The sequence below is a fragment of the Nocardia sp. NPDC049707 genome (assembly GCF_040674855.1).
Taxonomy (GTDB): domain Bacteria; phylum Actinomycetota; class Actinomycetes; order Mycobacteriales; family Mycobacteriaceae; genus Nocardia.
In genome coordinates, this window is record NZ_JBFANN010000007.1 from 45401 (window position 1) to 68540 (window position 23140).

Sequence of the window (23140 nt, forward strand, 5' to 3'; positions counted from 1 at the left end):
GACTCCTACGCCGCCGACCACCGAGCCGACTTCTGGATGCCATGCTGCCCCGCTGAGCCGGGGCAGATAGCACTGAACTGGGATCAGACCTTGCGGATAACCGTGACGACCTTGCCGAGGATCTGCGCGTCATTACCCGGAATCGGTTCGAACAGCGGATTGTGCGGCATGAGCCAGACATCCTTACCGGTGCGCTTGAAGGTCTTCACCGTCGCCTCGCCCTCGATCATCGCGGCCACGATATCGCCGTTGTCGGCGACATTCTGCTGACGCACGACCACCCAGTCGCCATCGCAGATCGCCGCGTCGACCATCGATTCACCGACGACCTTGAGCAGGAACAGCGATCCGTCGCCGACCAGTTCGCGCGGCAGCGGGAAGACATCCTCCACGGCCTGCTCGGCCAGGATCGGGCCACCGGCGGCGATCCGACCCAGCACGGGCACGAAGGTCGGGATCGGTCGGCCGGTCTCGGCATCCTCGGTGGTCGGCAGACTGGTCACCGCGCGGACCGCTTCGTCGAGTCCGCGAACATCAACGGCGCGTGGACGATTCGGGTCGCGGCGCAGATAGCCCTTCCGCTCGAGGGTGCGCAGCTGATGGGCGACCGACGAGGTGGAGGTGAGTCCGACCGCGTCGCCGATCTCGCGGATGCTCGGCGGGTAGCCGCGTTCGCTCACCGAGGTGCGGATGACCTCGAGAACCTTGCGCTGACGCACGGTGAGATCCGCCCCGGTACCGGACGGGACGGGGCCAACTCCGCTCTCGTCACCCGTGTCGTCTGTGTGGCTCACCGCAACCGCCCTTCTGTGTTCGATGTGCGCCGTTCGCGGGGGCGCTGCGTGACTATCCACGCGGGGTGGTTACGCAAGCTGCCGCCTCCATGCCCGTCGCTCTCGTCGCCTGTCCATTGGTTTCGTCTCAACGAATCTAGTCCGGTCGCGTCGATGTATCAAACATCTGTTCGAGGCATGTCGGCGTTTTCTGCTGACTTTGTCGGTTGGGCGTGGTAGAAATCGATCGCAACTTCTTCGAACATTTGATCGAACAGCTACCTCTCATCATCTCATGACATACCTGAGCACCCACCACCATCCCTTCACGGAGGTTTGTCCGATGAGCACAGCGATCAGCGCCCTGAGCATCGACCTCGAGGACGAGGCCGACGTCGATCTCGGCTTCGAGTCCGGTCGGCGCGTGCAGCGCCCGCATCGCGGTGGTGTTCGGGCGCTGGCCGCCGCGCGCGCCGTGGCGGACCGGCGTCCGCGCGACGGTCGGCCCGGCGGTGCGGTGGTGCTGTACGACCGCGGTCCCGTTCGAACGCGCGCGCTACATCAGGCGGGGGGTCCGCATCCGATGAAGCGGGTCGAACAGGCGCAGGTCGGTTTCGCGGTGCTCGCGGTGGCGGCGCTGTTGAGCGCGCTGGTGGTGACGGCTCTGGTCGGGTTGGCGCATTGGCGCGCCGGAACTTTCGGTGCCGACACCCCGGCGACGGTGCCCGTCGTGGTCGAGCAGCGGTCGGTTCCGGACGGTGTGGGAGTCGGTGTGCCGCGGTAGCTCGTCGAAAACCGGTGTGGCGGATGGTGATCGGCCGATCCGCCACCCAGGGTGGCCGAAATTGTCGATTGCAAATCAGGGCATATTGTTACTGTGCCTGAAACGTGACCTAGGCAACATTTGCCGACGAACGATTTCGGACACTACGCAATGACGTATCGCTCAATCGCTGCACACGCCGTCCGTCTGCCCGCCCGGATCGCCGGCCTGCTGGCCTGTATTATCTTCGGGCTCAGCGTGATTCCGGCCGCACAGGCGGCACCCGCATACGAGATATACCTGGATCTACCCGTGCTCACCGGGGACGGTGCCGGCGGCGGCGGTCTGAATCCCGCACTGCCACTGGACGAGTCGACATTACGCGCGGCGCTCGATCAGGCCAGGGCCGACGGAGTGGCGCCGAGCCGTTATGCCACACTGCTGCACCAGTACTGGCTGGTGATCTCGACCCGCAATGCCGATATCGACCTCGCGTCCTGGGATCCGGCGCTCGGCGTACATGCCAACCAGCGCACCTTCAGCCAGGTGTACGTCAACTACTTCCGGCTGGCGAATGACCATCCGGAGTTCTGGTGGGCGGGCCTGGCCGGAATCGCGGGCGGCTCCTTCGCCTCGGGTTTCTTCGACCTCGGCGATGTCGGTCTGGTACTCGATGTACCGGGCATCCATCAACTCGGCGATGCGGTCGCCGACCTGTTGCGCGACACCCCACCGGAATTGGTGGCCAAGGTGCCCGCCGACATTCGGCTGCTAGCGACCGAGGGTTCGCGCCTGAGCGCCGAGGATATCGCCTGGTACCAGACCCGGCTGATCATCATGCAGAAGCACATCTTCACCGATCTGGTCCCGATGCACGAGGCCTATGCCGCACTCGGGATGGTCGGCATCGACGAGATGTATGCGGCCGGGGTGATCGATGCCGATATCCGCACCGCCTGGCAGTCCATCGATTCGCATACCTACGACGGATATGTGGACGCGCTCATCCGCATGACCGATCGTGAGCAGAACCAAGTCATCGCCGACCAATGGGACGCCACCTCGGCGGGCCGCGGCGCAATGGGACGGGTGCTGACCTACGTGAGCACGGTGGTCGGTAAGCCCGCTGTCCCCGGTGTCCGCGCACCCGGTGTTTTCGCGCCCGCCACCGTCAATGCGGATATCGTGGGGCGCACCGTCTCGCTGCGCATCCCGCTGCCGGACTTCAACTGGGCCGACCGCGATACCCGCTGGGTCTACATCATGGGAGATCTGGCGCAGCGCCATATCGATATGGAGAGCAACCGGCCGTTGGCCGAGGTGGTGCTCGGTGAATCCTTCTGGAGTAAGCTCGCGCACGGCCGGATGATCGCGCGCATTCCCGATCTGATCGCCGATCTGACGACACAGTGGCAACTCGGCTGAGCGGTCGGTCGACGGGATAGTTGGGACGGGTGAGACGGTTGTTGACCCCGCCCGGGTATCCTGGATTAGATATCGACGTATCGGTCTAGACCCCTGTACACGTGCTCGCCGGATCGGGACTGGCGAACCGGAGCCGATTCGGACGCGGGCGCGCGCATCGACGAAGGATCTCTCGGATGCATTGCCCCTACTGCCGACACCCCGACTCACGGGTCGTCGACTCGCGTGAGGCCGAGGAAGGCGCGGCCATCCGCCGCCGGCGTTCCTGCCCGCAGTGTGGGAGACGATTCACCACCGTCGAGACCGCGATCCTATCCGTGGTCAAGCGCAGTGGAGTGACCGAACCGTTCAGCCGGGAAAAGGTCATCCGCGGTGTGCGCCGGGCCTGCCAGGGTCGCGAGGTCGCCGAAGACGCCCTGAACCTGCTGGCCCAGCAGGTGGAGGACGCGGTGCGTGCGAAGGGTTCCCCCGAGGTCCCCAGCCACGAGGTCGGCCTGGCCATCCTCGGGCCGCTGCGCGACCTGGACGAGGTGGCCTACCTGCGGTTCGCCTCGGTCTATCGCTCCTTCACCTCCGCCGACGATTTCGAACGCGAAATCGCCGATCTGCGCAGACATCGCGAAGCGGCGACAGTAGCGGCCAGCGCGGACTGATCCCTGCGGTCACAGGCAGATGCCCGGCGGACATGAGCAGCCGAAGCTGCCCATTTCCTGCCCGGGACAGATGGTGACCGATCCAGTGTCGAGCGGCCGAACCAGTTGCCGCAGCAGGTCGCTATCGGCCTGGACCAGTGTCGGCTCTGGTGTCGGTGGCCGCGCCGCGGCGGCCGCCATCGGGGCGAGCGCGACGGCACATGTGGCGATTATCGATGCGAGGGATTTCCGCATGCTCCTGCGTGCCACCATGTTCGGTGACAGTAGCCGCGCTATCGGTACCTCGTCGTGCCCCAGAACTACCGGTACACGACCAGCCCCGGCGCGCGACGGGCATCAGCGGCGGATGGCGGCGATGGCCTTTTCGATGCGCTTGGTGGAGACCGGGTAGGGCGTGCCGAGTTTCTGCGCGAAGAGGCTGACGCGGAATTCCTCGATCATCCACCAGATTTCGGTGATATCGGGGGCGTGCCTGCGGGTTTCGGGCAGTGCGTTGACGAGGCGGTCGTATGCGGCGAGGACGCGGTCGATTTCGACCATGCCGTGTCGGTCGCGGACCGCTGAGCCGGGTAGCGACCGCAGCCGCATGCGGGCGGCCGCCAGGTAGCGGGGGAGTGCGCGCAGCCGAGCACTGCCCCACTCTGAGATGAAACCGGGGAAGATCAGGTCGTCGAATTGGTGGCGGACATCCTCGGCGATATCGCGTTCGGACGTTTCGGCGAGTGCGGAGGAAACCTGGTGCGCCTCAGCCAGCACCGGCACGACCAGACGCACGATACGGGCCACCGCGGATACGAAATCGGGGCGGATCTTCACGATCAGAGCATCGAACTGATTCGGACTGCGCACCGGTCCACCGGCGGCGGCGATCAGTTCGTCCGCGGCGGCGGCGCGGCAGTCCTCGATGAGCGCGTCGAGCGAACCGTACGGATTCTGGCTCAGCGCAAGCCGATCCCGCGGTGGCAGACTCGCGGTGACGGTGCGGACCGAGGTGGGAATCGCGCCGAGTACCAGTGCGCGCGTGCCCGCGCGCATGGCGGCGGCCTGCTCGGCGGGGGAGCTCAGGACGCGCACCGCGACACCTTCGCCCTCGGGGACCAGCGCCGGGTAACCGGTGACCGTCTGACCGGCCACCTCGCTCTGAACCGTCGGCTCGACCGTCCCCAACGATTCCGAGGTCCACACGGTTGCGGGGGCGCGTTCCGCACCCGCGGTAGCGCGGGCCACCGAGGCCGAAACCTGTTCGGACAGTGTGGTTTTCAACTGCGCCAGGTTCTTCCCGCGCGCGAGTACCCGGCCGCCGGCGTCGATCGCGACGAAGGTCATGCGCAGATGGTCCGGAAGCGCGGCGGGGTCGAGATCGCTCGGCGCGATGGTGACCGCACCCAGCCGTGACAGTTCCCTCGCCAGGCCGGTGCGCAGGGGTTCGGCGCGCGGCGTCAGCGCGGCGAGGGCCGCCGCGGCGAAGTCCGGTGCGGGAACGACGGTGCGGCGCAGCGCCTTCGGTAGCGTCTTGATCAGTGTGGCGGCCAACTCTTCGCGCATACCGGGCACCAACCAGTCGAAACCGACGGCGCGCACATGCGCCAGTTGCTCGACCGGGATCCGTACGGTGACACCATCATCGTCATTACCGGGCTCGAATTGGTAGGTGAGCGGGAAGCTCAACTCGCCCTGGCGCCAGGCGTCCGGGAAATCGGTCGGGTCGAGGGTCGCCGCAGCCTCATTCACCACGGTATCGGTCGAGAAGTCCAGCAGTGCGGGATCTTTGCGCTTCGCGGTGCGCCACCATCCGTCGAAATGGCGCACCGAAACGATATCGGCCGGGATGCGCTCGGCATAGAACTCGAACAGCACCTCATCGTCGACGAGTATGTCCCGGCGGCGGGCGCGGTGCTCCAAATCGGCGACATCGTCGAGGAGTTCGCGGTTGCGGTGGAAGAATTCGTGGCGGGTCTGCCACTCACCCTGGACGAGGGCATGGCGGATAAGCAACTCGCGCGACAGTTCCGGATCGATCCGGCCGTAATCCACGGCGCGGCTCACCACCAGCGGCACGCCGTACAGCGTGACCCGCTCGTAGGCGCGCGCTGTGCCGCGCTTGGCCGACCAATGCGGCTCGGAGTAGGTGCGTTTCACCAGATCTCCGGCCAAGCGTTCGGCCCACTCCGGCTCCACCCGGGCCGCCATCCGGCCCCAGAGCCGGGAGGTTTCGACGAGTTCGGCCGCCATCACCCAGCGGGGCGGCTTCTTCGCCAGCGAGGAGCCGGGGAAGATCATGAATTTGGCATTGCGGGCACCGAGGAATTCGCGGGTCTCGGCCTCGCGGACGCCGATGTGGGAGAGCATGCCCGCCAGCAGTGCCTGGTGGATGTCGGTCGAATCCCATGGGGTGCCATCGTTTTCGGGTGTCTCGGCGGCTTGTTGTTTCGCACCGGTGGAGCTGTCGCGGCTGCGGCGATTTGCTTTCGCGCGAGAGCGGTCCGCGTCACGCCGCGATCCATCGCCGGAGCCATTGGTGGCGGATCGCCCACGGCGCGAACCACTTTCCTCCGAACCGGAACCGTCACCGAGCGCCGACCACCCGAGGCTCCGAGTGATCGTCCGCAACTGTCCGTGCAGATCCTGCCACTCCCGGATCCGCAGGTAGTGCAGGAACTCGTCACGGCACATGCGCCGGAACTGATTGGCCGACAGCGACTTCCGCTGCTCGGTCAGATACTCCCACAACCGCAGGTAGGCCAGGAAATCCGAGCCCTCGACCACGAAGCGGGCATGTTTGGTGTCCGCGGCCTGCTGATGGTCGACGGGACGCTCGCGCACATCCTGAATGGACAGCGCCGCAACGATGATCAGCACATCCGCGAGCACACCGTTGCGCTGGGCTTCGACCAGCATGCGCGCCATTCGCGGATCCACCGGAATCTGGGCCATTTCACGCCCGGTTGTGGTGAGGGTCAGTGTCGCATCCGACACCTGCTCGGCTCGGATCCGTTCGGACGCGGCGCTATCCGACTGGTCTTTCGCCATCGAATCGGCCTGCCGCCGAGCCGGTTTCGGGGTCGCACGTGCTACGAGCGCGCCCAATTCCTCCAGCAGTGCGATACCGTCGCGAATGGCCCTGCGGTCGGGCGCCTCCACGAAGGGGAACTTCTCGATATCGCCGAGTCCGAGCGCGGTCATCTGCAGGATGACGGCGGCCAGATTGGTCCGCAGGATCTCCGGTTCGGTGAACGCGGGCCGGGATTCGAAGTCTTCCTCGGAGTAGAGGCGGATGCAGATGCCGTCCGCGACGCGACCGCAGCGTCCTGCGCGTTGGCGGGCCGAAGCCTGCGAAACCTCCTCGATAGGAAGACGCTGCACCTTGGTGCGCATCGAATAGCGGGAGATCCGCGCGGTGCCTGGATCGATGACGTAGCGGATGCCGGGGACGGTCAGCGAGGTCTCGGCGACATTGGTGGCCAGCACAACTCGTCGCCCTGGATGCGGGGCGAATACGCGATGCTGTTCGGCCGTGGATAGTCGGGCGTAGAGCGGCAGGATCTCGGTGCGCGGCAGTTGTAGGTCGCGCAATGCATCGGCGGTGTCGCGGATCTCGCGTTCGCCGGATAGGAAGACCAGCACGTCACCGTCGCCCTCGGCGAAGAGTTCGCGCACCGCGTCACCGATGGCATCGACCGGGTCGCGGTCCACGATGCGGGTGTCCTCGTCGTCGTCATCGATGGCGAAGGGTAGCTCCAGCGATAGCGGCCGGTACCGGATTTCGACCGGATAGGAACGGCCGGATACTTCGACAATCGGTGCGGGAGTGCCTGATTCGTCCGCGCTCGGGGCATCTGTTTGCTCCGCACGGTGGTTATCTGTTTGCTCCGCAAAGTGGTCATCGGTCGGCTTCGCGAAGTGGCGGGCGAACAATTCCGGATCGATGGTCGCCGAGGTGATGATCACCTTGAGATCCGGTCGGCGCGGCAGCAATTGCTTCAGGTACCCGAGCAGGAAGTCGATATTGAGGCTGCGTTCGTGTGCCTCGTCGATAATGATCGTGTCGTAGCGGCGCAATAGTCGGTCGCGCTGGATTTCGGCGAGCAGGATGCCGTCGGTCATCAGCTTGACCAGTGTGCGATCGGAGGCCTGATCGGTAAAACGCACGGTGTAGCCGACGACATCGCCCAGTTCGGTGCCCAATTCCTCGGCGATGCGCTCGGCGACGGTGCGCGCGGCCAGGCGGCGCGGCTGGGTGTGCCCGATGGTGCCGCGGATGCCCCGGCCGAGTTCCAGACAGATCTTCGGAATCTGAGTGGTCTTACCTGATCCGGTCTCACCGGCCACGATGACGACCTGGTTATCCATGATCGCCTTGGCGATCTCGTCGCGGCGCGCGGAGACCGGTAGCTGTTCCGGATAGCGGATTTCGGGTAGCGCGGCGCGGCGGGCCTCGACGCGCTGCTCGGCCGCCGCGATCTCGGCCGTGATGCCGGTGAGATCGCCACCGCGGGCCCGATCCAGGTTGCGGCGCAACCGGTGTTCATCGCGGAGGGTCAGGGCGGCCAGGCGGGTCCGAAGCTCGCGGAGATTCGCGTCGGCTGTCCTGGTCATTGCGTTCACCAGGGTAGCGAAACCGGCGCGCCGAATCCGCGTCGGGCGTGGGCATCCGGTGCGCACACCGGCGACACTGCGCCGCTCGCGCGGGCCGGTTCACCGATCGAAGCGGTTCTGATGTGGGAAAACCCGGCGATGACAGCCGGTGCCGCGCCACCGTTGATCCGTGTCTCGCGCTTCGCCTGTGCTGTGCTCGGCATCCTTGCACTGGTCTGGATACCGATCCGCAACACGACCGCTCGATCAACGATGTCCTGCACCGCATCCTGCCGATCGTCACGGTCCTGGTCGGTCCCGGTGCCCCGGGGCATCGCCCACGCACTCATCGGCGCCTGGCTCATCCACCCGGCCCGATGTGGCACCTACACCCTCCTCCGCAGCCCCAGCGTGGAGTGGTACCCGTAGCCTTCATCGACCCGCGCGAGCAGGGCTACGTGTCCCTCATCATCGGCCTGCTCATCCGCACCGGCGTCTTCGCCCGCGGTGGCCGTAGCCGCCCTCGGGGCCCTGGTCGAACGGCGACGTGTCGCGAATCAGCGAGGCAGGACCACCGCTGATCGCGGGTGACGGAATCCGGATGCGGTGAGCGCAAGCGCCGAGGTCGGCAGCCCGCTGACCGCGATCCACAAGGTCTCGGTGGGAGATGAACCGGGGTGGGTGGATGACGTGCCGCATCGCCTCATGCCTATCGTGATGATCGTGGACTGGGTGCTGGCACGGGTTGCTCGGTATTGTCCGAGCGGCCGAACGCGGGCCCGCCTGGTCTGCGGCGTGGAGGAGCCGGGGGAGCGACGAAGCGATCTGGTTGTCGAGTAGAGGTGGTAGATATGGGTGCGCTATGGCACGGGTTCGCCGATATGGGCGCGGTCGAACGCGACGGTGCGTTCGTCGTGGCGCGTGGTGACGGTGCCTACGTCTACGACCAGGCGGGTACCAGGTATCTGGACGCGACGGCCGGGCTGTGGTTCACCAATGTCGGGCACGGTCGCGCGGAGATCGCTGATGCGGTTGCCGCGCAGCTGCGCACGGTCGCGCACTACTCGAACTTCGGTGATTTCGCCGAGCCAGCCACTCAGGAATTGGCGGAGAAGCTGGCAAGCATCGCACCCGTGCCGGGCAGCAAGATCTTCTTCACCTCCGGCGGCTCGGATTCGGTGGACACCGCCGCGAAACTCGCGCGCCGCTACTGGCACGAGTTGGGGCGGCCGGATAAGACGATTGTGGTCGGACGTCAGCGCGCATATCACGGAATGCATGTCGCGGGAACGGCTTTGGCGGGTATCCCGGTCAACCGGGAGGGCTATGGCGAGCTGATGGCCGATGCCCGCACCGTCGCATGGGATGATGCGAAGGCGCTGCTGGCGCTGATCGAGGAGATCGGCGCGGAGCGCATCGCCGCATTCTTCTGTGAACCCATCATCGGCGCGGGCGGGGTCTACCTGCCGCCGCAGGGCTACCTCGCCGAGGTCCGCCGTATCTGCCGCGACCACGACATCCTCTTCGTGGTCGACGAGGTCGTCACCGGCTTCGGCCGCATCGGCGGATCCTGGTTCGCCGCAAGCCGTTTCGACCTCGAGCCCGACCTCATGACCACCGCCAAGGGCCTCACCTCCGGCTACATCCCGATGGGCGCGGTCTTCATCGCCCCGCACATCGCCGCCCCCTTCTTCAGCGGCGGCGTCTGGTGGCGGCACGGCTACACCTACGGCGGCCACGCCGGAGCCGCCGCCGCGGCCCTCGCCAACCTGGCCATCGTCGAGCGGGAGGGCCTGCTCGACGAGGCGAAGCGCCTGGAATCCACCCTGCACACCAAACTCGCCCCGCTCGCGGACCACCCGCGCGTCGCCGAGGTCCGCAGCGGTCTCGGGGCGGTCGCCGCGATCCAGCTCGCCGACCCTTCCGAGGGCTTACCCTTCGTGAAAACCCTTCGGGAGCACGGCATCTCAGGACGCGCGGCGGGCCAGGGCGCAATGCAGATCTCGCCGTCATTCGTCATGTCCGACGACCAGGTCGACGAACTCGTCGAGGGATTCACCCGCGCGCTGGGCTGAGCCCTCGCGGCACTAGTCGATCTTGGCCATCACATGCTTGACGCGCGTGTAGTCCTCCAGCCCGTACATCGACAGGTCCTTGCCGTGCCCGGACGACTTGAACCCGCCGTGCGGCATCTCGGCGATCAATGCGGTGTGAGTGTTGATCCACACGCAGCCGAAGTCGAGCGCGGCCGATACGCGCAGCGCCCGCGACACATCCTTGGTCCATACCGAGGACGCCAGCCCGTATTCGACGCCATTGGCCCACCGGATCGCGTCGTCTTCGTCGGTGAACGATTGCACGGTGATCACCGGGCCGAAGATCTCGTTCTGGCTCAGCCGGTCATGCTGGAGCAGTCCGCCGATGACCGTCGGCTCGACGTAATACCCGTGGTCACCTTGGCGGTGCCCGCCGACCACGACCGAAGCATGATCTGGCACAGCATCGAGGAAGCCGAGTACCCGCTGTAGTTGGTTGGCGTTGTTGACCGGTGGCACCCAGGCGTCCCTGTCATCGGCGGGCTTGCCGAATGTCGTTGTGGCAGTGCCTGCCTGCTCGGCCAGCGCCGCGGTCAAATCATCGGCCACCGACGCATGACCGAGCACCCGGGTGGCCGCCGTGCAATCCTGCCCGGCGTTGAAATAGCCCGAGGCCGCGATGTCCTTGGCGGCAGCGGCGATATCGGCGTCGGGGAATACGATTACCGGCGCTTTGCCGCCCAACTCCAGATGTGTGCGCTTCAGCCGGGCACCGGCCGACTCCGCGACGGCACGGCCCGCTGCCACCGAACCGGTGATCGACACCATGTGCGGGGTCGGATGTGCCACCACCGCCGCACCGGTAACCCGGTCACCGGTGACCACGTTGAGCACACCCGGCGGCAGGTGCTCGGCGGCCAGTTCGGCCAGCATCACCGTCGTCACCGGAGTGGTGTCGCTCGGCTTGATCACCACGGTGTTGCCTGCCGCGATCGCGGGAACAAACTTCCAGATCGCCATCATCATCGGGTAATTCCACGGCGTCACCTGCCCGATGACGCCGATCGGCTCCCGGCGGATCCACGATGTATGGCCCGCCAGATACTCGCAGGCCGACTTGCCCTCGAGTACTCGTGCCGCCCCCGCGAAGAATCGGGTCTGGTCCAGCATCTGCGGGATCTCCGCGGCCGAGGTGATGTGGTTCGGTTTGCCGGTGTTGCGGCCCTCGGCCGCGACGAGCGCGTCGGCGGCAGTCTCCAACTCGTCCGCGAAATCCAACAGCGCCTTCTGGCGGTGCGACGGCGTCGTGCGCTTCCAGTCCTCGAACGCCCTGGCCGCCGCCGCGTACGCGTTGTCGATGTCCTGTTCGTTGGACGCCGGGGCGGTGCCGTACTGATCACCGGTGGCAGGGTCGACGAGCGCCATCGTCGCACCACCGACCGAGTCGACGAGCTTGCCGTCGATGAAGTTCTGGACCACTGTCATGCTGCCTCCTCGGTTGCTCTGTTGAGTCGACAATTCTCGGGCGTGGGACGTTCGGTCGACTTGGCATCTTTTCGCCGTCGCCTACTACTATTTCATCAACATTTCGATGTTATCGGCACCGAATGGATTGAGCTTACGCCTTTTGTCGCTGCTGCGGACGACGCAGTCGGAGCCTTATTTACTTTCGGTGGATAACTTTGTTTCGTCTTCCGCTGCAACGAATTTCGTCTTCGCAACAATGTTCTCATCGAAGTTTCGGAAAATCCGTGCGTCACCCAACTCCGCTGTCCGGGTTATCCGGCAATTCGGATACGACCTCATGCTCTGCCATCGCATCGGTGTGGGTGGAAAGCGAAACCAGGCTGAGTGGCGCAGAGCCGCTCGCTCGCGAGTTCCACTGGCACCGCATCGAATTCGCCGGGAACGCGTGCACGTCTCGCAGCACCACTACGCCACCGCGCAACAGATACTCGGTGTCACCACGTATACCGGCGAGGGTGCCAGCGAACAGATAATGCGAGTCATCGCCGCCGACCTGGGCGTCGCCGACAGCTACCACCCCACACAGTCGGCGTCTTCCTGGGCGCCCCTCGGGCACGATGGTGCCCGAGGGGTGCGGTGCCCTTCGATCCTCAGGGGCCGAGGAATCCGGTCAGTTCCGCAGTGACAGCGACCGGATCATCCTCATGGGCGTTGTGGCCGGCGCCCGCGAGCATTCGCAAGGTCGACCCGGAGATCAGGTGCGCGAGCGGCTGTGCCTGCGACGGGTCGACGACACTATCGAGTTCGCCCCAGAGGATCAGCGTCCGCGCTCTGACCATGCCCGCCTCCCGCTGCACCTCGGCCGGATCGAGATTGCGTGGCTGCTGCCACATCGCGGTGCGGTTCTCGGTGCGGCTCTGCGGAATCCAGTACGTGTGCGCCAGTTCTGTCGTCAACGTCTCGGGGTGTGCATACGCTCCGCGCAATCCCGCCACATAGATGTCCTCGGTCATCACCTGTGTGGCCAGTTCACCTACGACGGGCATGCGCATCAGCCGGAGGTTCGCATTGAGCTCGGTATCCAGAACCAGCGGTGAGATGAGCACCAGCTGATCCACCTCCGAGGGATATCGCGCAGCGAAATCCACTGCGACAGAACCATTGAGGGAATGCGCCAGCACCGAGACCCGGGTCAGGCCCACCGCCGCGATGAACTGGCGCAAGGACTCCGTCATCGCTCGCACGTCGTATCCGAAATCCGGATCGTGCAGCGTGGTGAACCCCGAACCCGGCAGGTCGACCGCATAGACGGTGTGGCTGGCGGCGAGCGCGGGCATGATGTCGCGGTAGGTGTACGACCAGAGCGCGCCGCCCGGCAGCAGCACGATGGGCGGTCCCTCGCCGGCCTTCCGAAAATGAAAGCGCGCCACCGAGGTTTCGACGAATTGCCCGCCATCGACAGTCGGAGACGCCGCGCTGCGGTCCGCCGGGCTGTCCGCCCGTGACATCGTCGACGGCATCGTCGCGCTGACGGACACCAGCGCGACGATCGTCGACAGCGCTCCCAACCACCGGCGTCGACGGTGTGTTGTCCCGTCACTCGCCATTCGACTCTCCTCTCGTATCGGCATTCCCGCGGCAGCGGGCCCGCCCCCTTGGACGAGCCCGGCAGCATTTTCGTGACGCGCTTTTGCGGTGCCGCGCGTCACAGTCGTGAAATGCCGATGTCGGGTTCTGTGTGCTCAGCGCTGCCGTATCGCGGCAACGTCGAACTCCAGCGTTACCTTGGGGCTGACCATGCCCGTGGCCGCCTTCCAACGCACGCCCCAGTCCTTGCGGTTGATCGTGACGCTGCCGGTGAAACAGACCCGGAGTATGCGTTGCTTGTCGCGGTCCACACCGGTCGGTTCGAAGTTCACGGTGACCGCCCTGGTGACACCGCGAATGGTCAGATCGCCGGTGACCATGATGTTGGTCGAGGTGAACTGCTCTACCTCGGTCATGGTGAAGGTGATTGTCGGATGGTCGTCGACGCCCAGGAATTTTCTGCCGACCAGATCGTCACGCTGATGGTTTCGAGTATCGATGCTCTTCGCCTGGATCGTGAGCTGGGCGCTCGACTTCGACGGTTCCTCGCCGTCCAGGTGCGCGCTGCCCTCGAACTCGGCAAACTTTCCGCGCACTCTGGTGGCCATCGCGTGCCGGGCGATGAACCCGATCCGCGTGTGGGCGGTATCGAGGAGGTAGTCACCGGTCAGGTCGCTGCGTTCGATCGTGGTTGCCATGGTTGGTCACTCCTGGAGCGGGGATGGGATGCCGGGATTGCGGGTGATAGCGCGCGCGCTCGCGAGAGCGGCAAGTTTGTCGGGATTGCGGATGGCGTAACCGTTGATGACCATGCCGTCGGCGATTTCGAGTACAAGGACGGCCTCGAGGCGGTCACCCGAATAGATGGCCACCGCGGGCTCGCTGTTGCAGATCATCGGTTCGATCCGCGTGTCCGGCCGGCGCTGGATCGGGCGCAACAAGGTCGTGAGAATCGTGGCCACCTGTTTCGCGCCGGTCATCACCAGCTGGCGTACCGCGGTGGCTTTGCCGCCGCTGTCGGTGGTCCAGGTGACATCCGGTGCGAGCATCGACAGCAGGCCCGCCATGTCACCGGTGGTCGCGGCGGCCATGAACCGTTCGGTGAGTTCGGCGGTGTGCGCAGCGTCGATGGGCCCGAACCGGTTGCGCCGCGCCCGCACATATTCGCGGGCCCGATACGCCATCTGACGCACCGCCGTCGCGGATTTGCCTACCGCCGTGGCGATGTCGTCATAGCCGAAGCCGAACACCTCGCGCAGCACGAACACCGCGCGTTCATCGGGGGTGAGCGTTTCCAACAGCACAAGCATCCCCATCGACACCGATTCGGCGAGCACGATGTCGGCCGCGGCATCATGCTCGATCAACAGCAACGGCTCGGGCAGCCACGGGCCGACGTAATCCTCGCGACGCCGGACCCTGGCCCGCAGCGCGTTGAGCGCCTGACGGGTAACCAGTTGCGCCAGAAACGATTTCGTATCCCGCACGGTCGTGAGGTCCACTTGGGCCCAGCGCAGGTAGCTGTCCTGCAGCACATCGTCGGATTCGGTTGCGGAGCCGAGGATTTCGTACGCGATCGTGAACAGCAGCGGCCGCAACAGAGTGAACCGCTCGGCATGCTGGTCGGCGGAGCTCACGGGTTCGCCAGCGCGTCGGAGGCCGTCACCTGCTGCTCGACGTGCCTTCCGCCCTTGAGCCAGATCAGCGAGCCGGGTCGGCGAGCTTCCCAGCGTATTCCCGACAGCGTCCATTTGGTGGCCGCCTCTTTGATCGCCGCGCTGATGAAAGAGACGCCGACATAAGCCTTCACGGCGGTGTCATTCTTGCGGCTGAACTGCACGATGCCCGCCCGTCGGCCGAGGCTGACATTGGAACCAAGAAAGGCCATGTCCAGCACCGCGGGCCGAGCGCCGGCGATTCGGGCCAGCACGGTGTCGGCGGCCTGCGCGCCGAGGGGTCCGGCGGCCTGGCAGCTCATTCGCAGCGGTCGCCGCGACGGCGCGGCCGCGTCACCGGCGGCGACGATGCGATCGTCGTCGATACTGGTCAGCGTCTCGTCGGTGACCAGCCGACCGAGTGCGTCGGTGCGCAGGCCGCTGCGTGCGGCCAGGTCCGGCACACCGAAACCGGCGGTCCAGATAGTGATCGCGCTGGGTACCACGCGACCGTTGGACAGCACCACCTCATCCCGCAGGACCTCGGCCACTCGTACGTCCTCGAGCACCTCGACACGATGTCGGGCCATCCACTCGGCCACCAACCTCCGCCCCCGCTGGGAGAACGTCGGAGCCAGCCTCTCGCCGCAGACCAGCGTGATCGCATGGCCCTGCTCGGCCAGTTCGGCAGCTGTCTCGATCCCGGTGAGCCCGGCGCCGACGACGGTGACTGCCGTGTTCGGCGGCAACCCGCCGATGGCGGCGCGCAGCCGCTCGGCATGCTCCAATTCTGCTATGGGATAGGCGAATTCGGCCGCTCCGTCTACCGATGTCGGCACCGCCGCGGTGCTGCCGACCGCGTAGATGAGGTAGTCGTAGTCCAGCGTGCGGCCCGATACCAGCTTCACCGTCCGTGCGGTGACATCGATGCGGGCAGCGTTGTCGACGACCAACCGCACACCGTCACCGAGCAGCGTGCTGTAATCGAGCGCGGCCGCGCCGGTGCCGGCCACCAACTGGTGCAGCCGCAAGCGCTCGACAAACTTCGGGCGAGAATTGATCAGGGTGATCTCGACATCGTCGCGCCGCTGTAGGCGGTTGGCCGCCACGGTTCCGGCGTAGCCGCCACCGATCACGACGACCCTCGTGCAGGTGCTGTTGTGCTCAGTCATGCCATCGAGACACCTCCCACCACCACGATGTAACAACACGTGAGATAAGTCACCTTGCGGGAGGCGCTCGGCGGTGGTGGCACACGTCACGTCGCCGTGCCGTTACGGCGATCGGGTCGTCGGCGTCTCATGGTCGTTCGGTGCAGCCGCACGGAACATCACCGCAGAAAGAACGGTAGGACATCATGAGCAAGGTCTGGTTCGTCACCGGTTCCTCTCGCGGTCTGGGCCGAAACTTCGTCGAGGCCGCGCTGGCCAACGGCGATATGGTGGCCGCGACCGCCCGGAATGCCGACAGTCTCGCAGAGCTGGTCGGCACCTATGGTGAGGCCATCCTTCCCCTGGACCTGGACGTGACCGATCGGGCAGGAGTCTTCGCGACCGTTGAGCGTGCTGCAAAGCATTTCGGCCGTCTCGACGTCGTCGTGAACAATGCGGGCTATGGCCTGCTCGGCGCTGTCGAGGAACTGAGCGAGCAGCAACTTCGAGATCAGTTGGAGACCAACCTGTTCGGCGCGGTGTGGGTCGTGCAGGCCGCGCTGCCACAGCTGCGTGCGAGCGGCGGCGGGCACATCATCCAGATTTCCTCGGTCGGCGGCTTGGCCGCCTGGCCGCTGGGTGGTGCGTACCACGCCTCCAAGTGGGCCCTCGAAGGTCTGAGCGAATCCCTCGCCCAAGAGGTCGCCGGCTTCGGCATCACGGTGACCCTGGTCGAGCCCGGCTCCTACGCCACGGAGGGCGCGGCCGGCGGCGTGCACGCCGAGGCCGACCCCCTTTACTCCGGTCTCCGAGAAGCCTTCGCCGCCCACGCACAGGGACTCGATTCCGGTGACCCGGCCGCTGCCGGCCGGGCGCTCCTCGAGATCGTCAACTCACCGAACCCGCCCCTGCGGGTGTTCTTCGGCGCCCAGGGCAACCAAATCATTTCCCAGGTCTACAACGACCGACTCCAGGCCTGGGCGAATTGGCAAGACCTCGCTATGAAGGCGCAAGGCCACACGCCCCCTGCCTGATCGGCTATCGGCCACATCGCCGGTGGCGGCGCAGCTCGGCCCGGCTCGAGTCGGATAACTCGAGTCGGGCCGGGATTCGCCTACATCGCCCCGTCAACTTGCAGTTTCTGAAAAATTGCAGTTTGTGCTACTTTGGCGAACGTGTCCAAGGACGAGCGCCCGATCGGGTTGCGGGAGCAGAAAAAACGCCAGACCGAGCTCGATCTCTGTATGGCCGCACGACGGCTTGCGGTCGAGCGCGGGCTGGACGCGACGACCGTCGAGGACATCGCCAGAGCGGTAGGGGTATCGCCCCGCACGTTCTTCAACTACTACGAGACGAAAATGGCTGCGGTCGTGGGGCCGATCAGCGAGATCAGCACACCGGATTTGCGCGAGCGGTTCATCGCGGGCGGGCCCAGCGGTGTGCTGATGGACGATCTCACCTGGTTGTTCGCGCAGGGCTTCGAATCCGAAAGCGACGTGCGCGAGGGCATCGCGCTTATTACCGAGATCATCAAGTCCGACCCGCGGGTGCTCGCGGCCTTCATCGCCTCCGGCGCCCGCTTGGAGAGCATGATCGCCGACCTGCTCTCGGCTCGGCTCGGCCGTGCGGTATCGCCCGAATTCGCCAGTCTGGCAGCGGGATTCATGACAACCATCACCACTCGGGCGGCGATGTCCTCGGCCGACGATCCGGCCGTACCGCTTGCGGCGGCGATACGCGAACACTGTGCGATGGCCGCGCGGCTATTCGAAGAGCATGACGGCACGAAAAGGAGACGCAACGGATGAATGTCGCCGTATCACGAAGCGATTCGACGGGGGGCGGTGGGGCGACAGGTGGGCCGCCTGAATCGCCGCCGGCGCCGATTATTCTGACTCAGAAGCGGATCTGGCTCATCTTCGGCGCGTTGATCGCGGGGATGTTCCTGGCCAGCCTGGACCAAACCATCGTCGGCACCGCGATGCCGACCATTGTCGGCGATCTCGGCGGCATCTCCCATATGGCATGGACCGCAACGTCATATCTACTCGCAACCACCATCATGATGCCGATCTACGGCAAGTTCGGTGATCTGTTCGGCCGGCGCTGGCCGTTCCTGTTCGCCATCACGATTTTCACCGTGGCCTCTATCGGCGCCGCCGCGTCGACGAGTTTCTGGGAGTTCATCACCTTCCGCGGTCTGCAGGGCGTCGGTGGCGCTGGTCTGATGATTCTGGCGCAGGCCATCATCGCCGATGTGGTGCCGGCCAAGGATCGCGGCAAATATATGGCCCCGATGGGTGCGGTCTTCGGCATCACCTCGGTCGCGGGTCCATTGCTCGGCGGCTTCTTCGCCGATCACCTCGGCTGGCGCTGGTGCTTCTGGATCAATGTGCCGATCGGAATCGCCGCGCTGTTCATCGCCTTTCGCTACCTGAGCCTGCCCAGTCATCGGCCCAAGACCCGGCCCGACTATCTCGGTGTAGTGCTGATGTCGGCCGCGACCACGCTGCTGATCCTGATCACCGACTGGGGCGGTAAGCAATACGCTTGGGGCTCAACGGTTATGATCACCATGATCGCGGCGTTCGCCGTGGTGGTCGCGGCCTTCGTGCTCGTGGAGGCGCGCGCCGAGGAGCCGATGCTGCCGCTGTGGTTGTTCCGCAACCGCACCTTCGTGCTGACCTCCGCAATCGGCTTCCTGGTCGGCCTGGTGATGTTCGCCGCCCTCGCCTTCATCCCGACCTATCTCCAAATGGCGACGGGCGCTTCGGCTTCGGTATCGGGTCTGCTGCTGATTCCGATGATGGTCGGCCTGATGATCGCCTTGATCGGCTCGATGACGATGGTCACCAAAACCGGCCGCTACAAGGTCTATCCGCCGCTCGGCGCGGTTTTGATGTTCGCGGACATGCTGTGGTTGACCCGCCTGGACGCGGACACCCCGATGTGGGTCGTCTCCGCCATGCTGTTCGTCATGGGGGCGGGCCTCGGTCTGATCATGCAGATCATCGTCCTGGTCGTGCAGAACGCCGTGGCCCCAGACCAGATCGGCACCGCGACCAGCGCTAACAACTACTTCCGTGAAATGGGCGGGGCACTGGGCGTGGCGATCTTCGGCTCCATCTTCACCAACCGTTTGACCGAGGGCCTCACCGGTGTCTTCATCTCGCACGGCCCCGAAGCCGCGGCCGCGAAGCTGGATCCGGGCGGATTGGTGCCCTCGGTGGTCAAGCATCTGCCCGACGGCCTGCACGATGCCATCGTCGGCGCCTACGTGGACGCCTTGGTTCCGGGTTTCTGGTACCTGCTCCCGGGCGTGGCAGTCGCCTTCGTGCTCGCCCTGTTCATTCCCCATATGAAACTCGCCGATGAGGCGGGCATGGTCGCTCGCGGCGAGGCGGTCATGGCCGACGACGCGGATCCGCAGCTCGTCGGCGAACGCTGACGCGGACGACGAGAAGGTCCCGGACGGAATCCGCCCGGGACCTTCTCACGCGCAAAGCCGGTGTCAGCGTACGACTTCGACCACATCGCCGGGGTTGAGATAACGGTAGGTCGTTTCGGCGCCCTCGGGGGTCATCCGGATGCAGCCGTGCGACTGCTCCTCGATGGGGCCGATATGGGTGGCGATATCGCCGTTGAAGAAGACCGCCCACTTCATCGGAGCGTTGTGCATGGTGCTCCAGAAGTCTTCCCGCTTGAACGCGACCTTGAAGACGCCGGGCGGTGTCTCGTATCCGGGCCGCCCGTGCGAGATCGGGGTCGGACCGTAGGTGACCTTGCCGTTGTCCATCAGCCACGCCTCGTTCGTCGACAGCCGCATGCACATCCGTGCGGTCTCGCCGCACGGTGCGGACACCGGAGCCGGTGGAATGATCGCCGGAGTGCCGATATCCGGTCCACCGGGCCACAACGGTTCGGCCTGCGCCGTAGCCGCCATCAGCACTCCGGCGGAAACGGTACCGACGAGCATTGCGGATCTGACCGACCAGTTTCGACAACGTTTGCTGTTCTTCACACGCTTCCACCCCTCTAACCTGTGCCGGCACCCTGCGCGTGGATCGCCAGGGTGATGATGGGATCAACTTCGTCCCGACAAGCATAGAACCGGCGCGGGTGAAAATGATCACTTCCGCATTCGACCTCGGTATCCGGTGGAACCGGGCCGAGGTCGTATAAGCGAGCGGTCCGGCGGCATAGACTTCAGCGGAACGAAAGGATCCCCGCGCGCATTGTCCGGGGCCCAAGTACGCTCTGAGTGTCGAAATATGACGCGACAGTTTGGTTTCCGTATTGATCAAGGGGGAACAGTGGACGCGCTGAAGCTCGACCCGGCGGCTATGGCCGCCTACACCAAAATCGCGAATACGGTGTCGCAACAGCTGGCCTCGGCGTCGGCGGTCGCGGGTGCGGCGGTGAACCCCGAGCGGCTGGTCGCCGACCTCGGTCCGGTCGGTGCCGGATTCGTGGCCCGGTTCACCGAGAAGGTGAACGAACACGTGCAGGCGCTCTCGACCGCGGGGCAATTGGTCGCCGCCTACGGGCAGATACTGCGCGACTACAGCACGGACATGCAGGGTATCGATGTTGATTCCGCGGGCGCTCTTGCCCGGCAAGGAGAGGCGCTGCCATGAGACGACTGCTGCGTCGGCGCCCCGTGCACAACGCGTCGGATATTCCCGCGAGTACGCCCATCGATCCGAATGTGGATCCGCCGATCGTGGCGGCGCTGGTCGAGCCGCTGCTGCAATTGCGTGCCTCACTCGGCAGTGGCGTCGCGACGCCGGACCAGACCGTCGTCAACGCGCTGTCCACCGCGTCCACACAGGCCGCCGATACCGAGGGCCCGCACCGCGACGGCCTGCACGCCCTCGAATCGACCTGGACCTCTCGTGCCGCCGCCGACGCCGTTCCGGCATTGCGCACCACACAAACTCAGATCGGTGATATCACCGACCGTGGACCCGAGTACCTGTCGGTGCTCGGCGACGCCCATGCCACCAGCGCCCGCGCCGCGCAGAAGGTGGACCAGATCATCGCGGACTTCCGCCGCGACGCCAAGCAGATCCTGAGCACCGCGAGCGCGTCCTCGGATACCGACGCGGTGATCGCGCGGGCGACCCAGGCGCTGCGCGACGCGGTCACAGCGGTCAGCACGGCGCAGTCGGAAATGGACCGCCACACCGCGCGGTTGGATGCGATGGGGCCGCTCACCGTCACCACACCGCAGGGTGTCGGCACTACCCAGCAAACGGTCGTGCCCGGTACGACCGACGGCACCACCACCGCGGGCGTGACGATAACGACGCCATTGGATCCGGTGCAGGCGGCCCAACTCCAATTGCAGCAGTATCTGATCAACGCGGGCGTTTCGGTCGGTACCGCCGCCATCGACGCCGGGGTCAATATCGGCACCCACCTGATCGATAAGATCGCCGAAGTCGGCACGCACGCCATGGATACCGTGGCCGCGTCCGCGGATAAGGGCATCGATAAGGCGATTGCCGAACTCATCCATCCCGGCAGCACCACGAATTCGCCCACCGGCGGTGACAGCGCGAGCAAGCCTTCGAACATCATCGACTTCGGCGGCGGATCGGGGCTGTCGTCCAAGCCCGCGCCGAATACTGGAACCAATTCGGTGATCCCGCCGAATATGGGGGGTTCGACCGCGACGAAACCGGCACCCGCGCCCACGCCGCAAGCACCGGCCGCTAGCGCGGACACGCCGCCGTCGCGTCCGTCGGGGCCGGAACCGGCGAATCAGCCCGGCACCACCGGCGGTATGGCAATGCCGCCGTCGTCGCAGTCGGATGAGGACCGCAGACCACGTGATGGCCAACTCGGCGTCACCGTGCCGACCGTATTGGCGACCGTCCCGCCTGCGGTGATCGGCGAATTCGACGATGACGAGCTCTGATTCCGGCTCTCCGAGCCAGAACCAGGACAATCCGTTCGACACCGGGCTGCCCATGGTCCGGCCCGCCGCTGCGAGTCCGAAGCGGCGCCGCCGTCCAGGCGCACGTCGTGGCGCGGGTCAGCGCCGGACACCGCTGACCGAAGCCCTCGATCCACCCGAACGGCCGCGCCGTCCCCGGCCGGCCGGGGATTGGCAGGAGTGGCTCGAACCGCGGCGTCCCGCGCAAGCGCCACTGGTCGCGGAGCCCAGTCGGGCGCCGGCGCGTCCGGTCGAGGCCGAGTTACCGGCGGAGACCAGTTCCGTCGTACCGACGATTATCGATCGGTCCGGTGGCAATCCCGGTCCGGCATTGCGGCATCCGCCGCGTCGCCGTGATGCGCAGCCGACCGGTGGCGGCAACCGTGTCGTCGCGGTGCTGATCGTGCTCGGTGTGGTGGTGGCGGTGGTCTCGGTGCTGATGTTCGTCTTCGGCGGTTCGGACAGTCCGAAGCGACCGGCCGCGGCGACGATACCGGCGGTTGCCCAGGGGACCGGCGGACGCACCCCGGCGACCACGACACCCGCTGACCAACCGTCCGCGGTCGCGACCCCGGGCTGCGAACAGCGGCGCACCGGTGATGTCATCTCCGGCACCGACCCGGGCGGCACCAGCGATGGGCCATCGGCGATCCTCGCGTTCGAACGCGCCTACTATGTGCAGCGTTCCGGATTCGCCGCACGCGGCGTAGTCGCCAACGATGGGAATGTGCCCGCCGCCGACCAGATCCAGCGCGGGATCAACCAAATACCGATCGGCACCCTCTACTGCGTGCAGATCACGCGCGCTGGCAGCGATGCGGGAGCGGCGCATTGGGAGGTCCGGCTGACCCAGCAGGTTCCGGGCGAGCAGCCGCAGACCTTCACGCAGATCATTACGACCCGAACGGCGGGCAACCGCACGCTGATTACCGCGATCGACGCGGCCTGACCGATCCTGCTGGCGTCACCGATCCACGTGACTTTGCGCGCTGAGTGTCAGTGATGTCCGTCGGATGCGTGGCCTCAGCGGACGCACGTCATCGATTCGAATTGATCCACCGTGCGCCGCGGATCCGCTGGACATCCGTCCATCATGGATCGTGCCTGCGGCGGG

General features: G+C 65.9%; 23 protein-coding genes. 12 read left to right on the top strand and 11 right to left on the bottom strand.

Annotated elements, in window-relative coordinates; genetic code table 11:
- Nucleotides 1–83 precede the first annotated feature (83 nt).
- The gene (lexA, locus tag AB0J29_RS09415; protein WP_364781938.1) at nt 84–794 is read right to left on the bottom strand and encodes a transcriptional repressor LexA; all 711 of its coding nucleotides are present in this window, start codon (nt 792–794) and stop codon (nt 84–86) included.
- Between the two features lie 322 nt (nt 795–1116).
- Between lexA and AB0J29_RS09420 the strand changes: the two genes are divergently transcribed.
- From AB0J29_RS09420 to nrdR, 3 genes are all read left to right on the top strand, one after another.
- Nucleotides 1117–1557, top strand: a complete 441-nt coding sequence (locus tag AB0J29_RS09420) for a hypothetical protein (protein ID WP_364781941.1) — start codon at nt 1117–1119, stop codon at nt 1555–1557.
- 150 nt (nt 1558–1707) lie between these two features.
- Nucleotides 1708–2961 carry a hypothetical protein gene (locus AB0J29_RS09425; protein ID WP_364781944.1) on the top strand — a complete coding sequence of 418 codons (1254 nt, stop codon included), beginning with the start codon at nt 1708–1710 and terminating at the stop codon, nt 2959–2961.
- Between the two features lie 176 nt (nt 2962–3137).
- A complete protein-coding gene (gene nrdR, locus AB0J29_RS09430; RefSeq protein WP_364781947.1) occupies nt 3138–3614 on the top strand; it encodes a transcriptional regulator NrdR in 477 nt (158 codons plus the stop codon).
- A 9-nt stretch (nt 3615–3623) separates the two neighbouring features.
- Here nrdR and AB0J29_RS09435 read toward each other — a convergent pair whose 3' ends face one another.
- The 3 genes from AB0J29_RS09435 to AB0J29_RS09445 form a co-directional block, all read right to left on the bottom strand.
- On the bottom strand, nt 3624–3848 hold the full coding sequence (locus tag AB0J29_RS09435; protein WP_364781950.1) for a hypothetical protein: 225 nt from the start codon (nt 3846–3848) through the stop codon (nt 3624–3626).
- Between the two features lie 102 nt (nt 3849–3950).
- Entirely contained in the window at nt 3951–8210 is a 4260-nt protein-coding gene (gene hrpA, locus AB0J29_RS09440) for an ATP-dependent RNA helicase HrpA (RefSeq protein ID WP_364781953.1), read from the bottom strand.
- A 5-nt stretch (nt 8211–8215) separates the two neighbouring features.
- The gene (locus AB0J29_RS09445) at nt 8216–8539 is read right to left on the bottom strand and encodes a hypothetical protein (protein WP_364781956.1); all 324 of its coding nucleotides are present in this window, start codon (nt 8537–8539) and stop codon (nt 8216–8218) included.
- Between the two features lie 157 nt (nt 8540–8696).
- Between AB0J29_RS09445 and AB0J29_RS09450 the strand changes: the two genes are divergently transcribed.
- Genes AB0J29_RS09450 through AB0J29_RS09460 form a run of 3 tightly spaced genes read left to right on the top strand, consistent with a single transcriptional unit; the run spans nt 8697 to nt 10264 of the window.
- On the top strand, nt 8697–8780 hold the full coding sequence (locus AB0J29_RS09450; protein WP_364782331.1) for a hypothetical protein: 84 nt from the start codon (nt 8697–8699) through the stop codon (nt 8778–8780).
- A 15-nt stretch (nt 8781–8795) separates the two neighbouring features.
- Nucleotides 8796–9029 (top strand): hypothetical protein, encoded by a 234-nt coding sequence (locus AB0J29_RS09455; protein ID WP_364781959.1) that lies wholly within the window; start codon nt 8796–8798, stop codon nt 9027–9029.
- 11 nt (nt 9030–9040) lie between these two features.
- Nucleotides 9041–10264: an aminotransferase class III-fold pyridoxal phosphate-dependent enzyme gene (locus AB0J29_RS09460; protein ID WP_364781962.1), complete on the top strand. Its 1224-nt coding sequence runs from the start codon at nt 9041–9043 to the stop codon at nt 10262–10264.
- A gap of 12 nt (nt 10265–10276) precedes the next feature.
- Here AB0J29_RS09460 and AB0J29_RS09465 read toward each other — a convergent pair whose 3' ends face one another.
- From AB0J29_RS09465 to AB0J29_RS09490, 6 genes are all read right to left on the bottom strand, one after another.
- Entirely contained in the window at nt 10277–11710 is a 1434-nt protein-coding gene (locus AB0J29_RS09465) for an aminobutyraldehyde dehydrogenase (RefSeq protein ID WP_364781965.1), read from the bottom strand.
- Between the two features lie 271 nt (nt 11711–11981).
- Complete coding sequence (locus AB0J29_RS09470) at nt 11982–12269, bottom strand: hypothetical protein (RefSeq protein ID WP_364781968.1); 288 nt, start codon at nt 12267–12269, stop codon at nt 11982–11984.
- Nucleotides 12270–12342: 73 nt separating this feature from the next.
- Entirely contained in the window at nt 12343–13299 is a 957-nt protein-coding gene (locus AB0J29_RS09475) for an alpha/beta hydrolase (protein WP_364781971.1), read from the bottom strand.
- A 135-nt stretch (nt 13300–13434) separates the two neighbouring features.
- Nucleotides 13435–13977 (bottom strand): YceI family protein, encoded by a 543-nt coding sequence (locus tag AB0J29_RS09480; protein ID WP_364781974.1) that lies wholly within the window; start codon nt 13975–13977, stop codon nt 13435–13437.
- A 6-nt stretch (nt 13978–13983) separates the two neighbouring features.
- Nucleotides 13984–14916, bottom strand: a complete 933-nt coding sequence (sigJ, locus tag AB0J29_RS09485) for an RNA polymerase sigma factor SigJ (protein ID WP_364781977.1) — start codon at nt 14914–14916, stop codon at nt 13984–13986.
- Nucleotides 14913–16106, bottom strand: coding sequence for an FAD-dependent oxidoreductase (locus AB0J29_RS09490; RefSeq protein WP_364781980.1), 1194 nt, complete (start codon nt 16104–16106; stop codon nt 14913–14915). The genes sigJ and AB0J29_RS09490 overlap by 4 nt, the downstream gene beginning before the upstream one ends.
- Before the next feature lie 182 nt (nt 16107–16288).
- Between AB0J29_RS09490 and AB0J29_RS09495 the strand changes: the two genes are divergently transcribed.
- From AB0J29_RS09495 to AB0J29_RS09505, 3 genes are all read left to right on the top strand, one after another.
- Nucleotides 16289–17119 (top strand): SDR family NAD(P)-dependent oxidoreductase, encoded by an 831-nt coding sequence (locus tag AB0J29_RS09495; RefSeq protein WP_364782334.1) that lies wholly within the window; start codon nt 16289–16291, stop codon nt 17117–17119.
- A 141-nt stretch (nt 17120–17260) separates the two neighbouring features.
- Nucleotides 17261–17893: a helix-turn-helix domain-containing protein gene (locus AB0J29_RS09500; protein WP_364781983.1), complete on the top strand. Its 633-nt coding sequence runs from the start codon at nt 17261–17263 to the stop codon at nt 17891–17893.
- Nucleotides 17890–19533, top strand: a complete 1644-nt coding sequence (locus tag AB0J29_RS09505; protein WP_364781986.1) for an MDR family MFS transporter — start codon at nt 17890–17892, stop codon at nt 19531–19533. The genes AB0J29_RS09500 and AB0J29_RS09505 overlap by 4 nt, the downstream gene beginning before the upstream one ends.
- Nucleotides 19534–19596: 63 nt before the next feature.
- On the opposite strand, the gene AB0J29_RS09510 is transcribed toward AB0J29_RS09505, so the two are convergent.
- Complete coding sequence (locus tag AB0J29_RS09510) at nt 19597–20061, bottom strand: L,D-transpeptidase (protein WP_364781989.1); 465 nt, start codon at nt 20059–20061, stop codon at nt 19597–19599.
- 295 nt (nt 20062–20356) lie between these two features.
- Between AB0J29_RS09510 and AB0J29_RS09515 the strand changes: the two genes are divergently transcribed.
- From AB0J29_RS09515 to AB0J29_RS09525, 3 genes are read left to right on the top strand one after another with little or no spacing between them, the layout of a single operon-like run.
- Complete coding sequence (locus AB0J29_RS09515; protein ID WP_364781992.1) at nt 20357–20722, top strand: hypothetical protein; 366 nt, start codon at nt 20357–20359, stop codon at nt 20720–20722.
- A complete protein-coding gene (locus AB0J29_RS09520) occupies nt 20719–22008 on the top strand; it encodes a hypothetical protein (protein WP_364781995.1) in 1290 nt (429 codons plus the stop codon). The genes AB0J29_RS09515 and AB0J29_RS09520 overlap by 4 nt, the downstream gene beginning before the upstream one ends.
- Entirely contained in the window at nt 21995–22975 is a 981-nt protein-coding gene (locus AB0J29_RS09525; protein WP_364781998.1) for a hypothetical protein, read from the top strand. Before AB0J29_RS09520 ends, AB0J29_RS09525 begins: the two co-directional genes overlap by 14 nt.
- Nucleotides 22976–23140: the final 165 nt, after the last annotated feature.